At 64.3% G+C, this 17,333-nt stretch carries 14 protein-coding genes, 1 tRNA gene and 1 riboswitch; of the genes, 4 read left to right on the forward strand and 11 right to left on the reverse strand.

The window, feature by feature from the left end; genetic code table 11:
• From PO883_RS06720 to PO883_RS06730, 3 genes are all read right to left on the reverse strand, one after another.
• Positions 1-515 (reverse strand): thymidine kinase (locus PO883_RS06720; protein WP_308605774.1); only part of this gene is annotated, 515 nt, incomplete at its 3' end.
• Between the two features lie 99 nt (positions 516-614).
• Positions 615-1,541, reverse strand: coding sequence for an NADP-dependent oxidoreductase (locus tag PO883_RS06725; RefSeq protein ID WP_289309055.1), 927 nt, complete (start codon positions 1,539-1,541; stop codon positions 615-617).
• Positions 1,538-2,605, reverse strand: a complete 1,068-nt coding sequence (locus tag PO883_RS06730; RefSeq protein ID WP_289309056.1) for an alkene reductase — start codon at positions 2,603-2,605, stop codon at positions 1,538-1,540. The genes PO883_RS06725 and PO883_RS06730 overlap by 4 nt, the downstream gene beginning before the upstream one ends.
• A 102-nt stretch (positions 2,606-2,707) precedes the next feature.
• Between PO883_RS06730 and PO883_RS06735 the strand changes: the two genes are divergently transcribed.
• Positions 2,708-3,613 carry a LysR family transcriptional regulator gene (locus PO883_RS06735; RefSeq protein WP_289309057.1) on the forward strand — a complete coding sequence of 302 codons (906 nt, stop codon included), beginning with the start codon at positions 2,708-2,710 and terminating at the stop codon, positions 3,611-3,613.
• Here PO883_RS06735 and PO883_RS06740 read toward each other — a convergent pair.
• From PO883_RS06740 to PO883_RS06755, 4 genes are all read right to left on the reverse strand, one after another.
• Positions 3,596-4,132: a sugar O-acetyltransferase gene (locus PO883_RS06740; protein WP_308605775.1), complete on the reverse strand. Its 537-nt coding sequence runs from the start codon at positions 4,130-4,132 to the stop codon at positions 3,596-3,598. The two genes, PO883_RS06735 and PO883_RS06740, sit on opposite strands and share 18 nt — an antisense overlap.
• Before the next feature lie 33 nt (positions 4,133-4,165).
• On the reverse strand, positions 4,166-6,370 hold the full coding sequence (locus PO883_RS06745; RefSeq protein WP_289309059.1) for a penicillin acylase family protein: 2,205 nt from the start codon (positions 6,368-6,370) through the stop codon (positions 4,166-4,168).
• Between the two features lie 49 nt (positions 6,371-6,419).
• Positions 6,420-7,217 (reverse strand): hypothetical protein, encoded by a 798-nt coding sequence (locus tag PO883_RS06750; RefSeq protein WP_289309060.1) that lies wholly within the window; start codon positions 7,215-7,217, stop codon positions 6,420-6,422.
• A gap of 249 nt (positions 7,218-7,466) precedes the next feature.
• Positions 7,467-7,553: transfer RNA gene (locus PO883_RS06755), tRNA-Leu, on the reverse strand.
• A gap of 226 nt (positions 7,554-7,779) precedes the next feature.
• Here PO883_RS06755 and PO883_RS06760 point away from each other — a divergent pair.
• A complete protein-coding gene (locus PO883_RS06760; protein WP_289309061.1) occupies positions 7,780-9,906 on the forward strand; it encodes a DUF6055 domain-containing protein in 2,127 nt (708 codons plus the stop codon).
• Between the two features lie 93 nt (positions 9,907-9,999).
• Here the strand turns inward: PO883_RS06760 and PO883_RS06765 are convergent, their stop codons facing one another.
• Together PO883_RS06765 and PO883_RS06770 are read right to left on the reverse strand one after the other, a co-directional pair.
• Complete coding sequence (locus PO883_RS06765) at positions 10,000-10,302, reverse strand: hypothetical protein (RefSeq protein ID WP_289309062.1); 303 nt, start codon at positions 10,300-10,302, stop codon at positions 10,000-10,002.
• A 74-nt stretch (positions 10,303-10,376) separates the two neighbouring features.
• Positions 10,377-10,598 (reverse strand): hypothetical protein, encoded by a 222-nt coding sequence (locus tag PO883_RS06770; RefSeq protein ID WP_289309063.1) that lies wholly within the window; start codon positions 10,596-10,598, stop codon positions 10,377-10,379.
• 544 nt (positions 10,599-11,142) lie between these two features.
• Between PO883_RS06770 and PO883_RS06775 the strand changes: the two genes are divergently transcribed.
• The gene (locus PO883_RS06775) at positions 11,143-12,354 is read left to right on the forward strand and encodes a cation:proton antiporter (RefSeq protein WP_289309064.1); all 1,212 of its coding nucleotides are present in this window, start codon (positions 11,143-11,145) and stop codon (positions 12,352-12,354) included.
• A gap of 10 nt (positions 12,355-12,364) precedes the next feature.
• Here PO883_RS06775 and PO883_RS06780 read toward each other — a convergent pair whose 3' ends face one another.
• Complete coding sequence (locus PO883_RS06780; protein WP_289309065.1) at positions 12,365-14,464, reverse strand: TonB-dependent receptor; 2,100 nt, start codon at positions 14,462-14,464, stop codon at positions 12,365-12,367.
• 359 nt (positions 14,465-14,823) lie between these two features.
• A riboswitch (cobalamin riboswitch) is annotated at positions 14,824-15,037 on the reverse strand.
• Between the two features lie 100 nt (positions 15,038-15,137).
• Here PO883_RS06780 and PO883_RS06785 point away from each other — a divergent pair.
• The gene (locus PO883_RS06785; RefSeq protein ID WP_289309066.1) at positions 15,138-16,559 is read left to right on the forward strand and encodes a PLP-dependent aminotransferase family protein; all 1,422 of its coding nucleotides are present in this window, start codon (positions 15,138-15,140) and stop codon (positions 16,557-16,559) included.
• Here PO883_RS06785 and PO883_RS06790 read toward each other — a convergent pair.
• Positions 16,556-17,233 carry an ion channel gene (locus tag PO883_RS06790; RefSeq protein ID WP_289309067.1) on the reverse strand — a complete coding sequence of 226 codons (678 nt, stop codon included), beginning with the start codon at positions 17,231-17,233 and terminating at the stop codon, positions 16,556-16,558. The two genes, PO883_RS06785 and PO883_RS06790, sit on opposite strands and share 4 nt — an antisense overlap.
• Positions 17,234-17,333 lie beyond the last annotated feature (100 nt).

The raw sequence follows: 17,333 nt of genomic DNA on the forward strand, positions 1-17,333 counted from the left end.
GTATAAAAACACCGGCCGCAAGCCTGGCGATACTGCTCGTTTCCGCCGATACTGACCTGCTCGCCTTCCCTGATCCGCTTGCCCTGCCCGTCCACGCGGATATTCATCGTGGCTTTCTTCCCGCAGGTGCAGATATTTTTCAATTCCTCGATATCGTCGGCCAGCGCCAGCAAATAGGCCGAGCCGGGAAACGGCTCGCCGCGAAAATCGCTGCGCAAGCCGTAGCAAATCACCGGTACACCCCTGATCTGCGCCAACTGGTGCAATTGCTGCACCTGGGCGGTCGATAAAAACTGCGCTTCGTCGACCAGCACGCAAGCCACATGCGGCGCATCGTTCAGGAAATCGGTCGCGCCATCGAAGATATCGACTTCGCGCTGCGGCCCCAGGCGCGAAGTCACCTGCCCCACGCCATAGCGGCTGTCGATCGCGGCCGTGTACAGCTTGACCTGCTGGCCCTGCTCTTCATAGTTATGCGCGACCTGCAGCAGTGCTGTCGACTTGCCGGCGTTCATCGCCGAATACCTGAAATAAAGTTTTGCCACTGCGTGTTCCCACCAATTGAAGCGCGTCATTATAGCAAGCGCGGCGGGCCAGCCTGTTGCACCTTAGCATCAGCGAGTGAAATCGACGACCACCTTGCCGGGCCCATGTCCGCTGTGGGATTCCTCGATCGCCTGCGCCAGGGCATCGAAGGCGACCACCCGGGCGATGGTCGAGCGCACGCTGCCGGCGGCCACCGATGCGGCAATCTCGGTCAACTGCCGCTGGTCCGCCACCATCATGAACCACAGGCCGCGCCGTCCGGCCGGGGTGCGCGCCACGATGTCCGGCGCGGCCGTGCTGACGATGGCGCCGCCCTCGGCGAGAACCTGCCAGGAGCGGTCCAGCGTATCGCCGCCGACCAGGTCGAGCACCAGGTCGACATCGCGCACCTGCTCCTCGAAGCGTTCGGCGTGGCGGTCGATGACGCGGTCCGCACCCAGCGCGAGGACATGCGCGCGGCTCGACGACGACGCTGTCGCCACCACCACGGCGCCCGCCGCCTTTGCAAACTGCAGCGCGAAGCCACCTACCCCGCCGGCCGCGCCGTGAATCAGCACCTGCTGGCCGGGCCGCAGCGGGCCGGCGGCGCGCAGCGATTGCCACGCGGTCAGGCTGGCCACCGGCAACGCCGCCGCCTGCGTGTAATCCATCGCCGGCGGCACCAGCGCCAGCTTGTCCGCCGCAATCGCGACCACGTCGGCATACGCGCCAAGCCTGCCCAAGGGCGCCATGACACGGTCGCCCGGCGCGAACCCCGTCACGCTAACGCCGACCGCCATCACCTCGCCGGCCAGTTCGATACCCAGCGTGGCGGGCAGCGCCAGCGGGAATGCCGCTTGCAGGTATCCCTGGCGGACCTTCCAGTCCAGCGCATTCACGCCGGCCGCATGCACCCGCACCAGCACCTCGCTGGCGCCCGGCGCGGGTACGTCGACCTGGTCGACCCGCACAACGCCGGCGCCGCCGTAACCGTGAATCCGAACGGCGCGGTTCATGCTGCTTCTCCCAGCGTCGGGTAGTCGGTGTAGCCGGCCGGTCCGGGCGAATAGAAGGTCGACTGGTCCGGCGCATTGAGCGGCGCGTCCACGCGCAAGCGCTGCACCAGATCGGGATTGGCCAGATACAGGCCGCCGAACACCGCGGCGTCGGCATGCTGCTCGCCGATGACGCCTTGTGCGCTCGCCTGGGTCAATCCGCCACCTTGCAGATAGGCGCCCGCAAACAGGGGCCGCAGCGCCGCGTGGTAGTCGAACGACGTCTTGAACAGCGCCACGTGCAGGTAAGCCAGTTTGAACGGCGCCAGATGCTGCACCAGATAGCGGTAGGTCTCCTGCGGCGTGGCGTCGCTGATGTCGTTAAAGCCCATCTCCGGCGAGATCTTCATGCCGACACGCTCGCCACCGGCTTCGCCCGCCATCGCGGCCAGCACCTCGAGAATGAAGCGCGCCCGGTTTTCGATCGAACCGCCATATTGGTCGGTGCGCTCGTTGGTCGACGAGGACAGGAACTGCTCCGGCAAATAGCCCGATGCCGCATGCAGTTCGACGCCATCGAAGCCAGCGGCGAGTGCGTTGCGGGTCGCCACGCGGTACTCCTCGATCACCTGCTGCACCTCGCCGGTAGTCAGTGCGCGCGGCTGCGCCAGTTCCAGCGGTCCGGCATCGGTGTACACCATGCCCGCCGCCTTGATCGCGGATGGCGCAACGGGTGCGGCGCCGTCCGGCAGCAGGGTCGGATGCGAGATGCGCCCGCAATGCATCAACTGCATGAAGATCCGTCCGCCCTTGCGGTGCACCGCATCGGTGACCTTCTTCCACGCGGCGATCTGTTCGCCGCTATGAATGCCGGGCGTGCGCACGTAGCCCTTGCCCATCGGGCCAGGCCAGGTGCCTTCGGTGATCAACAGGCCGGCATCGGCGCGCTGTTCGTAGTAGGTGATGGTCGCCGCGGACGGCACGCCGCTGGCGCTGTCGGCACGCGAACGGGTCATGGGCGCCATGACGACGCGGTTAGGCAAAGTGAGGCGGCCGAGGTCGAGCGGGGTGAAAAGCGTATTCATCTGATTCCCTTCTGGCTGAGTGAAAAGCCATGGTACATTGATGCGCCAACGGTAGAAATAGACAGGAATGGGATTCACTGCTGCAAAAATGGAGCAATCGACATGCAACTACTTAATTACATGCATCTGTACGTGGAAGTCGCGCGGACCAAGAATTTCCGCAAAGCGGCCGATACCTTGGGCATGTCGAGTTCCACGCTCTCGCGCAATATCGCCGCGCTGGAAAAGGAAATCGGCGTACGCCTGCTGCACCGCTCCACGCGCCGGGTGGAACTGACCGAGGCCGGCGAGGCTTACTTCAACCGCTGCCAGGGCATCGTGGAAGAAGCAAATATGGCGCACGAAGCGCTGCGCGGCGAAGCGGTCCACCCGAGCGGCACGCTGCGCATCTCGATGCCGGTGGACTTTGCCATCAACTATCTGGCACCGGTGCTGGCCGAATTTGCCGCAGCCTACCCGCTGATCGACTTTGAACTCGATGCCGGCGCGCGCCGGGTCGACCTGCTGGCCGAACCGTTCGACCTGGCGATCCGCATGGGGCCTGCCCCGGCCGCGCCATCGACCCTGGTTGCGCGCCAGATCGCGCTGCTGGAGCGCCATTTATATGCGTCGCCCGCGTATATCGACCAGGCGCCGCCGCTGGCCCATCCCGAGGACCTGGCACATCACACCTTGTGCGTCGCCGGGGGGATCAAGCAGCAAGGATGCGTACTTTTCAACGGCGCGGACAGCACGACGGTGCCCATCGCAGCGCGCTTCATGCTCAACAGCATGGGGCTGAGCCGCGCGCTGGCGGCCCAGGGGGCCGGCATCGCCATCCTCGACAAGGTGATCGCACGCGCGGAACTGGCCTCAGGGCAGCTGCGGCGCGTGCTGCCGCAATGGAGCCTGGCGCCGATCCCGGTGCATGCGATTACCGATACGCGCCTGCTGTCGGCGCGTACGCGGCTGTTTCTGGATTTCTTGAAGGCGCGCCTGGCCGCCCACGGCTCAGTCGCGCGGCGCTAGCACCCGTGCCGGGTTGCCGACCGCCGTGGCGCCGGCCGGCACGTCGCGCGTGACCACGCTGCCGGCGCCGATGACGGCATCGTCGCCGATGCTCACGCCGGGCAGGATGATGGCGCCGCCGCCGATCCACACATTGCGGCCGATGCTGACCGGACGGCCGAATTCCAGGCCCGCACGGCGCTGCTCGGGGTCGCGTGGATGGTCGGCCGTGTAAATCTGCACGGCCGGCCCGATCATCGTGCCTTCGCCGATGGTCACGCCGACGACATCGAGAATAACGCAGTTAAAGTTCAGGAAAACGTCTTTGCCGAGGCGGATGTTGTAGCCGTAATCGCAGTGAAACGGCGGGCGGATCGCCGCACCCTCGCCGACTTCGCCGAGCCCCTCGGCCAGCAGAGCGTGCCGTGCCGGTGCCGGCTCGGCCAGCGCCGCGTTGTAGCGCACCATCCACGCCTTGGCCGTCGCATGGTCGGCCTGGATTTCCGGGTCGCTGAAGCGATACGCCTCGCCAGCCAGCATTTTTTGTTTTTCACTCAGTCTCACGTGGCGCTCCTATTGGCCGGGATGATATTTGCGTTCGAGCTGCTTCTCGATATCCGCCTTGTAGAACAGTACGTCCTTGAACTGCCCCTTGCTGTACATCTCGGCCTGGTCGCTGAAGTGCGGCGAGGCCGGATTGCTGCTGTTGCCGCCCGCCAGAATGCTCTTGGCGCGCACGCGCGGCCCGAACTCCACGGCCGCCACGAAGCTGTTGCCACGGTCGCCATATATGCGCCTGGTCGTTTGCGGCGCCACCATGCCGAAGGCGGCCAGCGAGCCCCAGGTGGCGGACGCGAACGCCACCGGATAGCTCGGTTTGGCGTCATCGTACTGCTGCGTGACGTCGCCACTGATGCGCTGGAAGCGGTTGATCTCGCCCCATGGCGTCTGCCAGGTACCGAAATCGGCTTCCAGCCTGGCCGTGGCGCGCACCAGTGCCTGCAAGCGCTCCGCCGGCGCCAGGCTGTCGCGGATGTAGTCGGCCGTCGGCACGCCCTTGGCCTTGGCCGCGCTTGATGCTCTCCCGATCATGTCCTGGCCCCAGTAGATCGCCAGCGAGGTCGGGACCGACGCCACGCCGTAGCGCCGGTCCCACCCGCGCAAGGCGGCCATCTGCGGCGCCAGCTGCGCTTTGAGCGCGTCGCCCTCCGGCAGTGCGTCGTACGCCGCCGACAATGAGCCGATGAGCGGGTCGAAAGCGGTCAGGTGGCTGTCGTAAGCGGCGGCGATCAGGCTGTCGAGGGTAAGGTCCTTTTGCTTTTCCAGCACCGCCACGGCATGCAGGCCGCGCGCGTTTTCCGGCAGCGACCACATATACAGGGGATAGTCCTGCTGGCGCGGACTGCTCGCGCCCGAAGCGGCGAACGGCCAGTTGTTGGTGTTCTGGAGCCAGCCGCTCGCGGGATTGAACAGCGTGATGGTCTCGTCGATGGCGTGCAAGCCTTGCCATTCGGTCGCCGGATTGCTGCCATCGACCGGCTTTTTCCAGTCGAAGGCGGTGTCGCGCCGGGGCAGGAAGTTCCCGTGGAAGTAGGCGATGTTGCCATCGCCGTCGGCATACACGGTATTGTTCGACGAATTGGTGCGCAGTTCCATCGACGCGCGGAACTGCTTGTAATTGCGGGCCTTGGTGCGGGTGTACGACTGCATCAGCGCCTTGAGCGGCTCTTCCATCAGCTTGACCGACACCCATTTGCCGCCCTCCTCGCGCACCACCGGCCCGTGGTGGCTGAAATAGGCCGTCACGGTCTTGCTGTCCATGCCGCCGGCGCTCTTGTAAGGCAGCGTTACCTTCACTTCGTGCAGGGCGCGCTCGCCGCTGCCGTATTTGTAGACATGCTTGCCGTCTTTTTCGGTCACCGTTTCGAGATACTCGTCGATCACGTCGCCGCCGCCCGAGGTGTGCATCCAGCCCGCCTTGTCGTTGAAGCCCTGGTAGACGAAGAACTGGCCCCAGGTCACGGCGCCGTAGGCGTTCAGGCCCTCTTCGCTGACCATATGGACCTCGGGGCGGAAGTAGAAAGAAGTGTGGGGGTTGATCAGCAGGAGCGCGTGGCCGGACGCGCTCAGTTTCGGCGCGATGGCGAAGCCGTTCGAGCCGCTCGGTTCCTGGTCGAGAGCATTGGACGCGTCGGCCAGCGCCAGCGCGCTCTTCTTGCCGTAGAACTGTTCCAGCTCCTTGAGGTTGATCGATTCGATGTCACCGCCGATGCTGCCTTCGCTGAACGCGAGCGCCATCCATGGCTCGAAATGCGTGATCAGGCGCGGCTTGACCTCGGGATGGGTGTGCAGGTAAAAGTTCAGGCCATCGGCAAAGGCGACCATCAGCTTCTTGAGCCACGCCGGACTGGCCGCGTAGCTGGCCTTCATGCCTTCTGGCGTGATGTACATCTTCATGCGCAGGTCGCGCCAGATTTCAGCCTCGCCTTCGACTTCCGCCAGGCGGCCAAGCGCGTTGATGTAATTGAGTTCGACCCGGTTGAAATCGTCCTCCGCCTGCGCGTACAGCAGGCCGAAAACGGCGTCGGCATCGGTCTTGCCGAAGACGTGGGGAATGCCCCACTTGTCGCGCATGATGGTCACGCGCCGGGCGGCCTTGTTCCAGCGCGCCTGTTGCGCGGACGCTCCGGGGCGGGTGTCGGGAGCGGCACAGGCGGGCAGCATGGCGCCGAGGATGGCGCAGCCTAGCAGTGTCGAAACGAGAACGGGTCGAAACATCGATGAATCTCCTGACGAGGATGGTGATCCGGGGCAGCCGCCCGCGTTGCTACGCGCCGCTGTCGCCCAGTGCCGCGAGGCGCTCCCTGAGGACCTGGTTCTCGGCGCTCAGGGCGTCGACCTTGCCGCGCAGGGTAGCTACCTGGGCCCGCAGTTCGGTTTCGGCATCGGCTGGCGCCTCTTTCGGCGGACGGCTCGCTGCCTTCTGTTCGCGCACCTGGCGCGCGGCCTGCTGCAGTTCCTTGCGTCCGCCGGCGACGGCCGCGATCTGCACCGATTCCGGCAGCGAGGCCACGTTGGCGGCGGCGTTGATCGAGATGGTCCCGGAGCGCACCGCTTCGACCAGCTGCGGCGTGGCCGCTTTCTGGATGCGTTCGATCTGGCTGATGGTATTGCTCGACACGCGCGCGGCCTTGGCCACGTCTTCACGCGTGTTCCAGGGCGGCGATTCGGGCACCTTGGGCGCATCCTGCGCGTCCTGCGCGGCGGCTTTCGGCTCCGGCTCGGCGGCGCGCTGCGCCACGCGGGCGGCGACGATATCCTTCTTGCGCAGGGCGAGCACGCCGCGCTGGTAGTCCGACACGCTGCGGCGCGCCAGGTGGTTATCGATCATCCACAGCATCACGTCATCGAGCGTGGCGAAGGTCGCGTTCTGCACGGTGTTGAATTCGATATGGTGCTTCTGGCAGATTGCGTAGCGATTATGGCCGTCGATCAGCACATCGTTCCATAAAACCAGGGCGTCGCGGCAGCCCTCGGCCAGCAGGCTGCGTTCGAGCGCGGCGTATTCGTTGGCGGTGAGCGGGTCGATGAAGGAACGCAGTTCCTCGTTGATAGTGATGTTCAATTCGTGTCCTTGTAAATGCTGCGGCGCGCCGGACTACGGCGCGCCGCCACGAATGCTACACCATACCGTGGACGAGGGGAATGCACAGCGGATCGCGCTGGACGACACGGCGTCGGCCAATTGGGCACAGCACCAGCTGTCGCGCGGGCACGGCCGACCGGCCAGGCAAGAAAGGGGGATTTTTGCGGAATAAAGCCGCTTTTGCGGAAAAGGTGGCGGGGCTTTGAAGCTACAAAACCCCGCCATTGCTGGTGCCCGGAGCCGGAATCGAACCGGCACGCCCTTACGAGCACGAGATTTTAAGTCTCGGGTGTCTACCAGTTTCACCATCCGGGCAGCGGGCGAGATTCTAGCACAGGATGTGGTCGATACGGCCACTTTCAGCGCGCCGAAGCGAGCAACGCTCCCGCGCCAGCGATGCCGCCGGTCCGATCCCCCGTCCCGCGCGGGTTGTATGTGCATTTGGCGGAAAAAGTTCACGATGGCATCAATACATACTTATCTATTATGCAAGTCATCTGATAACATATGATTTATCTTTGAATAACTAATAGAGAGACACATGACAAATATCATTCGCAAGACCTTGATCGCCAGCGCCACCGCCCTGGTCGCCTGTAGCGCCGCCGCACCGGCTTTCGCCGCCGACTGGCCGAGCGGCTATACGAAGTGCGCCGCCGAGCGGGAAACCTGTGCGGTCGGCGCCAGCAAGCGCTCGGTGTCTTATGGCGTCAGCAACAAGTGGGTCACCAAGAGCCTCTCCGGCAACGTAGCGTGCAACAACACGACCTTTGGCGATCCGGTCCCGGGCAAGAAAAAATATTGTGCGATTGGTCCGGTGACGCCGACGCCGACTCCGACTCCGACTCCGACGCCGACTCCGACTCCGACTCCGACGCCGACGCCGACGCCAACCCCGACACCGACACCAACTCCCACGCCGACCCCGGTGGTCGACGCCGGCACCACGACCACCGTCTGGGCCACGGGCTGCGATACCACCAAGCCGGCCACCACGCCAGGTACCTGGACGGCTGGCGGCCCCTCCCCTGACCGCCCGAACTACAGGCTGGTCAAGGAGTCGACGCACTTCGCGTTCTATTCCGACGAAGCGGTTTCCGATGCCGACCTCAATCTGGCGGTGTCCACGCTCGAAAACACGGTGTGGCACAACCTTTTCAACAGCAATCTGTTCATGCCCGAGCCGTTCTACAATACGGCCAACAAGATCAAGCCCTCGATCCACATCCACTCGACCGATGGCCTGACCGCCGGCGGATGGGCGCGCGACCGGGTCGGCATGTGGATCGGTCCTGGCGCCCTGAAGGACCACTGGGGCCTGACCCACGAATTCACCCACGCCTGGCAGTTCTGGATGGCCTACAACGGCGGCCTTGGCTGCCCCGACTCGAATACCTGCGGCTGGATCGCCGAGAGCCACGCGAACTACACGCCGCACCAGCTCCCGGAATACAAGAACGAGGCCCACTGTTCCGAGATGCTGTCGAACGCGCCGCACCTGTACCTTGGATCGACCCGCGACCGCTACTGCAACTGGCAGTTCATGGAGTACCTGAAAGACAAGCAGTGCCCGGCCGCGACCAACCAGATCTACACCACCCCGGGTCCGGACCCGTTCACCAATATCCTGAAGTCGCGCGGATGGAATATCTCCCAGCTCAATGACTTCTTCGGCGACTGGGCGATGCACAATGTGACCTGGGACTACAAGTCCACGCCCGACGCTTTCCGCAACGCTTACGGCAATATCACCCAGGCCGACAAGTCCGAGCGCATGCATCGCCTGATGCCGCTCGAAGCGCTCGACACCAACTGGACCGGCAACCGCCGCTTCGTCTCGCCGAACTATGGCGCGCCCCAGCGATTCGGGTACAACGTGGTCCGCCTGTATCCGGCCAGTGGCGCCACCACCGTCACAGTCAAGTTCCGTGGCGTGAACCAGCCGGGCTCCGACGCCGATTTCCGCTGGGGCCTGGTGGCCACCAATGCGCAATTCACCGCGCCGCGCTACAGCGCACTGCAGAAGGGCCTCGACGCCAACCTGACCTACAAAGTCAATCCGGGCGAGCCGCTGTTCCTGGTGGTGACGGCCACGCCGGCGGTGTTCAAGACCATCGTCGCGGAGCAGGAATACGGGTCCATCTGGCGCTATCCGTACATGATTGAACTGGCGAACGCCTGGCCGCAGGGCTTCCAGAACGGCCAGCGCGACGCCTGCCCATCGGGTACCGCGCGTCACGTCAACGGCGGCGGCTGCGCGCCGTCCACGACGCCGGCGAGCGTCTACGTGGGTCCGTATGCCACGGTATTGGCCGGTAACTCAGTGACGGGAAATGCGCGGATCGAGGACCAGGCCATCATCGCCAACGGCACGGTATCGGGTGGGACGGTGGGCGGCTTGAGCATCATCGGCGAGAGGGGCAACAACGGCGACAATGCCTTTATCGTCGGCGGCTCGGCGCAGGTACGCACCACCTTCTATCCACTGGGGTTCTTCGAGCGCGCCCAGGCCGCGTCGGGCAGCCTGAACCTGTACGGGGACGTGGAGTACCGGGGGACTGGCCTCAATCTCGGCTCGGGCAACCGGTCCGGCTTCATCGATGCCACGTCCAACGTGGGATCGGCCACCGACATCAATACCAAGGCGCGGCCAGTCTGGCGGCCATGATCGGGAGCGTGCAGCAACGCTGAGCGGTTCCCGGACTCACCGCCGATGGTCGGCGGTGAGTCCGGTGCAAAGCAGCTCAGGCACCGGTGGCGGTCAAGCTTTACTTGGGGAAATTGCTTCCCGGGCGATATAGTCCTCGACCGCCGTTTGTGCACTGCGACCGGAAGACTCGGTCTGTTTCTGGTGCAAAGCCGTGGCCTTATTCTTGTGGCCCTCCGCAATCAGTTTTTTAACTTCCGGCGACAAATCCAGTGCCGTCATATCCACCGGAAGCGTCAGCAATAACGTCTCAACCTTTTTCAGCCGCTCCGTTAGCCCGCCAACCCGCGACAACAGGAGTATTACTCCGATAAGAATCGTGAACATGACCACGAAATTTACATCAGCGTCAGACATCGTTCGCCTCCTCAAAAGAACTGCGGGAAATGGATGCATTCCGATTTCCCGCGATAAGTTAAGGTACAGGATGTCTATTTTGCGCTGAGCAGACGCCAGCCAACGTAGCCGGCGCAAGCGGCAACTGCGAGGACACCGAGTGGGCTAATTGCGACCGCCGCGCCAACCGCCATCGTGCCCCAGTTCGTGGTAAAGGCGGCAGTAGCGATGGAGGCGCCAAGGCCGAATGCGGCCGCACTTTCTTTCGCAGTTCCACCAGAAACCAACTCGACTTCATTACGAGATAATTCTTGCATATGGCACCCTGTAAAGTGAACGACGGTTTATAGGAAAGCTTACTTGTTGAGAAAAGCAATGTCGGCCTGGTTCTTCATCCGCTACCGAAACACGTCGACATGTTTTTCTCAATGAATGGATATTGCCTACGCAGAATTTACTTAGCTATTTGAAATTAATTTCGCTCTGATAATAATCAACGAGATCAACATCAAACATTCCAAAAAATTTTTGTATCTTTTCCAAGTCGCGCGATGGCGTAGTCAGGATGATTGCGCACTACACGGCCATGACACCGGCCTCGCGTTCCGCGACCATCCTCAAGTGTCTCGGTTGAACTGGCGGATGATCAACAACAAATGTGCCCGACAGCTGTTTGCATTTTCACCATCCCGGCAAGTCCATCGCAGATACCATCCCAACATAGTTGTTGAACTTACTCAATTGTTGAGCTAGCATGGGGTCGCCCTTTTCTGAAATTTTACTACGTGATTTTCGCAGGGGCACATCAGCAGCGCGGGGGCCACACCCGCGCGCACACCACAACAAAAACGAGACAGCCTCATGCACACAGCAATGAACACGACGGAGATCTTTCTCCTGGCGATGCTCCTCATCTTCTCGATTCCCTATCTCGTCTGGCGCGTCTGCAAAACCGATTACTACGCCCCGCTGGTGGTGGTGCAAATCATCACCGGCGTGCTGCTCGGACCGGGCGTGATGGGGGCAATTTATCCGGATTACTACAAATTCATCTTCAACCCGTCCGTCATCATGGCCATGAACGGCATTGCCTGGTGGGCGGTGATGATCTTCGTGATGATCGCCGGCATCGAGCTCGACCTCAAGCAAGCCTGGGCGCACCGCCGCGAAACCACCATCATCTCGGGCCTGGCGCTGGGCGTGCCGCTGGTCTTCGGCGCGGTGGTGGCGGCCGGCATGCTCGGCTACGCCGGCTGGATCGGACCCAAGGCGATGACCTGGCAGTTCGTGGTTGGGGTCGGCATGGCGTGCGCGGTCACGGCGCTGCCGATCCTGATCCTGCTGATGGAAAAGCTCGACATCCTGCGCCAGCCGATCGGCCAGCGCATCTTGCGCTACGCCAGCCTGGACGACATCGCCATCTGGGGGGTGCTGGCCCTGATCATGCTCGACTGGGACCGGGTCGGGCGCCAGCTCGGCTTCTTGCTCGCCTTCGGCATCGCCACGGTCGGCTATCGCCGCCTCATGGTCTGGCTACAGGAACGCGACCGCTGGTACGTCGGCCTGATCTGGCTCGCCCTGTGCGGCTTCGGTGCCGACTGGGCCGGCCTGCACTTCATGGTCGGCGCCTTCCTGGCCGGCGCGGTGATGGACGCGCACTGGTTCGACCAGGAGAAGATGGACCTGATGCGCCACCACGTCCTGCTGGCGATCATGCCCGTGTTCTTCCTCAGCACCGGGCTACGCACCAACTGGGAAATGGGCGGCGCCGCCGTGTTCATCGCGGCCGGCGTGCTGCTGGTCGCCTCGGTCGGCGGCAAGCTGATTGGCGCCCACATCGCGGGGCGCATCCTCAACTGGAAAAAGGGCGAAGCGGGCATCATTGGCTGGCTGCTGCAGACCAAGGCGCTGATCATGATCATCTTCGTCAACATCCTGCTCGACAAACAGATCATCACCAGCGAAACCTTCACCGCCCTGCTCCTGATGGCCATCGCCAGCACCATGCTGACGGTGCCGGTGGTCTACCCGCGCCTTCAGCGGATGAAGGAAATCATCTTCCGCACCACCTGAGCACGCGTCGTCAGAAGGTCGTGCGCAGGCTCACGCGCACGCTGCGCGGCTCGATCGGATGCACCAGGCGTCCATCGATGCCGCCGCCGCAACTGCCATCGCGCTGTTCGGCGCGCGTGCAGGCGCCGCCCCAGTATTCGATGTCGTTGGCCTTGCGGTCCGCCAGATTGAGCACGTCCACGCTGGCCTGCCAGTGCGCGCCGATCCGATAACCGAGCTTCAGGTTGGCGATCCAGAATGGCGTCGAACGCTCGCGGTTCGTCTCTTCCAGCGCATAGGCGCCCAGATAACGCAGGCGCAGGCCACCGAACCACGCCCCGCCCGGGGCGTAATTGACCGCCAGCGAAGCGGTCAGCGGAATCGCATTCGGCACATGCGCGCCGCCGCTCTCGCCCACCGGCACCTTGAAGCGCGCGTGCGACCAGGCCACGTCGCCATCGATGGTCAGGCTGTGATTCGGCGTATAGGAATTGGACCATTCCAGGCCATGGCGCTTGGATGCGCCGCGCGCTTCGGTCACCCCGGCGTCGCCGACGAACACCAGCTCCGACGCGGAACTGATCTGCCACAGCGACACGCTGCTGGTCCAGCCTTTCAGGGGCCGCGTGCGCGCTCCCAGCTCGCCGCCGGTGGAGCGGGCGAACAGCGCCAGCCGGTCGGCCGGGCTGCCGTCGGACGGATGGGTGCTGGATGTCGCGCCGCGCACGTCGTTACTGTGAAAGCCGTGACCCCAGTTGGCATACAGCTCGGTATTGGCTCGCTCGCCGAACGGCCCAAACACCACGCTCACCTTGGGACTGGTCTGGCCCGCGCTGGCCGTGCCGCCGTTGCCAAGGTTAAAGCGCCCGCCGGTGGCGCTGGTGTCGGCCGAAATCTGGTCGCGCCGCAGGCCGATCGTACTGCGCAGCCAGGGCGTCCACTGGCGGCGCGCCTCGACGAACAGGCCCGCCGCCGTCTCGCGCAGGCAGTCTTGGCGCACCGTGTTGGTACGCACCCGGTCGATGGTTTCGTACAGGCCGACGTTGTCGACGCGGTCCTGGCGCAGCTGGACGCCGGCGCTCAATTCAACGTCGCGCAGCTGCCAGTTGTGGCGCGCATCGAGGCCCCAGGTCACGCGGCTGTCGGCCTGCTCGTGCTGGTCGGCGCTGGCGCCGCTGATAAAACCGGACGGCGTGGCAAAGTAGTTCAGGCCATAGTCGACCACGTACGCGCGCACCTTGCTGGCGCCGGCCGTGCCGCTGGCGGCCCACTCGCCGGACAGGCTGTAACGGTGGGTCACGCCGCCATCGCTGGGCGAGAGCGCGCCGAAGCGGCCGATCTCGCCGTTTAAAATGGCGCGTTCCGGCACATGCTCGGTGGCGCGCCAGTCAGACTGGTAAGCCATGAGCGTGACCGCCACGCCGTTGTCGATGCTGCCGTTCGACGCGCGCAGCACCGCATTGCGCTTGCGCAGATTGGCCGGTTGGTCCCACGGCCCGTCATTGCCGGCAAACTCGAACGCGCCCAGCATATCCATTCCGCCCAGCTGCACACTACCTGCGGCCAGCACGCGCCGGTAGCGGTGCTCGCCCAGGCTGACATCGAGCAGCGGCGCCTTGAGCGTGCGCTGGTACTCGATGCGCGCCGAGCCAGTGCTGGAAAAATCGCCATCGTCGGCCGCGTAAACGCCTTTGCGGTACTGGATATGCGAGATCAGCTCCGGCATCAGGAAATTGAGGTCCATATAGCCCTGGCCGTGCGCGTGGCTGGCCACGTTGACCGGCATGCCCAGCACACTGGTCGCGAAATCGCTGCCGTGGTCGAGGTTATAGCCACGCAAAAAATACTGGTTCGCCTTGCCGTCGCCGGAATGCTGGGTGACGATCACCCCGGGCACGGTTTCCAGCAGCTCCGCCGTGCGCAGCAAGGGGCGCACGGCCAGCTGGCGCAGGCTGACCGTGCCCTCGGTGGCCGAATCGGCGACGCCCGGCGGGGCCGCCCGGTTGCCCGGCACCAGCACCTCCTGCATCACCGGAGCATCCGGCATGGCCGGTGCCTCGGCCGCGAACGCCAGCCGGACGGCCGCGACCGACGTCGCCAGCAGACATGTTTGAAACTTTAATTTACGCATGCGATTACTTTCTTGAATCCATAGAAGATCAAGGCACATCGCGAGGAAAAATCACGCCAACTTGCACTTCGACAAAAATCTCCCCACCGGGGTCTGACCTCTGACTCGAAACATTTTGCGCGCGACAACGCAAAATCTGGGACTTTCCCAAATTTTGTTGAATAAAATGCCATCACGAACGTGCTTAATTGGGGACTGCCCCAGTCAAGCAACTAATTTCTAATCAGAGGTCAGACCCCGGTTGGGCGTTGGCTTGTGGGCGCGCAGGAGCGCATGGCCGGGGCGCAAGGCGGCCGGCCGTCACAAGGCAATGCTTCGATGTCGACTGCAAATGGACAAAACCACTCCCCGGGTTTTGCACCAGTACTTAACGCCATGGCCGGTCTTCTGGCTCGCCGTCATCCTCGGCTGTCCTTGCCTTCCCATGCGGTGCACAGTGGCGTTTGAACAGCGTCGTCAGGCCTACAGCAGCGGGGGCTGCGCCGGATTGTCAGAGAGGGCTTCTCTTGTCACCGGCTTCCCGTTTCACACTCCGGCAGAAAAGCGGAGCGCACCTTGGCGTATGTTGTCCATTTTACCTCGACCGGCGTGCCGCTGGGAATGCCAGGCGCGGAAATATGATTTAAGATGCAGCACTTCTCCCACCTCGCCCCCGCCTGGCCCTGGCCGCACCATGAAACTTTATGAAGCGCTCGCGCGCGATATCTCCGAATCGATCCTCAACGGCGTGCTGCAGCCGGGCGACCGCCTGCCGTCCGTGCGCAAGACCAGCGCCAGCCGCGGGGTGAGCCCGGCCACCGTGTTCGAGGCCTATTACACGCTCGAAGCCCAGGGCCTGGTGCGCTCGCGCGAGCGCTCCGGCTATTTCGTCAGCGTCGGCGCCGCGCGCCTGCCGCCAGAACCGGATACGGCGTCGCGTCCGGCCGAAGATGCGCTGCCGATCGCCATGAGCGAACGCGTGTTCGACCTGCTGGAAACGACCATGCGGCGCGATGTGGTGCCATTCGGTTCAGCCTTTCCCAGCCCGCTGCTGTTCCCGCTGGCGCGCCTGGCGCGCATGATGAGCACCAGCGTGCAGCAGCTCGACCCGTGGGCCAGCGTCGACGATCTCACCCCGGGCAACGCGCGCCTGCGGCGCCAGATTTCGCTGCGCTACCTGATCGACGGGATGTCCGTGCCGGCCGACGAGATCATCGTCACCAACGGCGCGCTGGAAGCATTGAGCCTGTGCCTGATGGCGGTGGCGCGCCCCGGCGACGCGGTGCTGATCGAGTCACCCGCCTTTTACGGCGCGCTGCAGGCGATCGAGCGCCAGGGCCTGGAGGCAATCGCGGTGCCGACCCACCCGCGCGACGGCATGGACCTGGGCGCGGCCGAACGCGCGCTCGAACGGCACCGCCCCAAGGCGTGCTGGCTGATGACGAACTTCCAGAATCCCCTCGGCAGCCTGATGCCCGACGAGAACAAGCGCGACCTGGTGCGCCTGCTGGCGCGCTACCAGGTGCCGCTGATCGAGGATGATGTCTTCGGCGAGCTGTATTTCGGCGACAAGCGCCCGCTGCCAGCCAAGGCGTTCGATACCGAGGGCCTGGTGATGCACTGTTCGTCATTCTCGAAATGCCTGGCGCCCGGCTACCGGGTCGGCTGGGTGGCGGCCGGACGCTACACGCGCCAGCTGGCGCGCCAGAAGCTGGCCAGCACCCTGACCACCTGCGCGCCGGCCCAGGGCGCGCTCGCGCTGTACCTGGAAAAAGGCGGCTACGACCGCCATCTGCGCCTGCTGCGCCACACGCTCGCGTCGCAGCAGGCGGTATTCATGGACGCCGTGCGGCGCCACTTCCCGCACGGCACGCGCGTGACGCGCCCCAAGGGCGGCTATCTGCTATGGCTGGAACTGCCGGGCGGGGTCGATGCGCTGGCGCTGCACGCGGCCGCGCTGGCCGAGGGCATCAGCGTCGCCCCAGGACCGATCTTTTCGCCGCAGCCGGGGTTTGAAAACTGCCTGCGCCTCAATTACGGCCATGCCTGGGACGCGCGCGCCGAGGCGGCACTGGCCACCATCGGGCGCATCGTGCAGGCACAGATGGCGCGCTAGCCGCGTCCATCCTTGCTCTGCTGCAGGGTGAAGCCGATCAGGCGCGACACCACCGCCGCCAGGTAAATCAGGCCGACGAACATCTCGACGCTGGCCAGCGCGCGCGCATGCGCCGTGAGCGGAATCACGTCGCCGATGCCGGTGCTCGATAGCAGCGCGAAGCTGAGGTAATTGAGTTCGGTCCAGGTGCGCGCGTCGGCCGCGTTGACGGCGGCGGCGTAAGTCCCGGGATGCATGGCTTGCACCAGCACGAACAGGTGCGTGAAGCCCCACGCGATCAGGGTGAAGGTGGCACCGGCGGCGAACAGTTCGTCGGTGGTGGCGAGACGGTCTTCCATCATGTAGGCGATCAGGCTGGCCGCGGCGTAGAAGTAGAACAGCGCTTCGAGCGCGGACGACCATGGCAGCAGGCCGTCGCGCCCGAATGCCATCTGCAGCACCAGCAGCACGATGACCGGCAAGGCGATGCCGGCGCTGATCCAGGCGTGGCCGGGCGTGCGCCGTACCATGCGCGTGGTGAAGCCGAGCACCACGATGCCGAAGGCGTTGAACACCACCAGCCCGCTCGGCGTCGATTCGATGAAGGGATACAGCAGCATGCCGAGCAGCTGCACCATCAACAGGATGGCGGACGGGTGGCGGTGGGTGCTGCGCATCAGGCTGAAAGCGTTCATGGTCGAAAAAAGTCGTACGGAAAGACGGCATTGTAGACCAGTCAATCCGCGCGCTGTCCACCACGTGCACGCTATCACTGCAAAGCAACAGGCGCGCGGC

The organism is Massilia sp. DJPM01, from assembly GCF_030348125.1.
GTDB lineage: Bacteria > Pseudomonadota > Gammaproteobacteria > Burkholderiales > Burkholderiaceae_D > Telluria_A > Telluria_A frigida.

Bases quoted from the DNA above. Each gene is read 5' to 3' on its own strand.
- PO883_RS06735 (WP_289309057.1), top strand. From the start codon at position 2,708: ATGCAACTACTTAATTACATGCATCTGTACGTGGAAGTCGCGCGGACC.
- PO883_RS06775 (WP_289309064.1), top strand. From the start codon at position 11,143: ATGCACACAGCAATGAACACGACGGAGATCTTTCTCCTGGCGATGCTC.
- PO883_RS06790 (WP_289309067.1), bottom strand. From the start codon at position 17,233: ATGAACGCTTTCAGCCTGATGCGCAGCACCCACCGCCACCCGTCCGCC.
- PO883_RS06760 (WP_289309061.1), top strand. From the start codon at position 7,780: ATGACAAATATCATTCGCAAGACCTTGATCGCCAGCGCCACCGCCCTG.
- PO883_RS06785 (WP_289309066.1), top strand. From the start codon at position 15,138: ATGAAACTTTATGAAGCGCTCGCGCGCGATATCTCCGAATCGATCCTC.
- PO883_RS06745 (WP_289309059.1), bottom strand. From the start codon at position 6,370: ATGTTTCGACCCGTTCTCGTTTCGACACTGCTAGGCTGCGCCATCCTC.
- PO883_RS06730 (WP_289309056.1), bottom strand. From the start codon at position 2,605: ATGAATACGCTTTTCACCCCGCTCGACCTCGGCCGCCTCACTTTGCCT.
- PO883_RS06725 (WP_289309055.1), bottom strand. From the start codon at position 1,541: ATGAACCGCGCCGTTCGGATTCACGGTTACGGCGGCGCCGGCGTTGTG.
- PO883_RS06780 (WP_289309065.1), bottom strand. From the start codon at position 14,464: ATGCGTAAATTAAAGTTTCAAACATGTCTGCTGGCGACGTCGGTCGCG.
- PO883_RS06765 (WP_289309062.1), bottom strand. From the start codon at position 10,302: ATGTCTGACGCTGATGTAAATTTCGTGGTCATGTTCACGATTCTTATC.
- PO883_RS06740 (WP_308605775.1), bottom strand. From the start codon at position 4,132: ATGCTGGCTGGCGAGGCGTATCGCTTCAGCGACCCGGAAATCCAGGCC.
- PO883_RS06770 (WP_289309063.1), bottom strand. From the start codon at position 10,598: ATGCAAGAATTATCTCGTAATGAAGTCGAGTTGGTTTCTGGTGGAACT.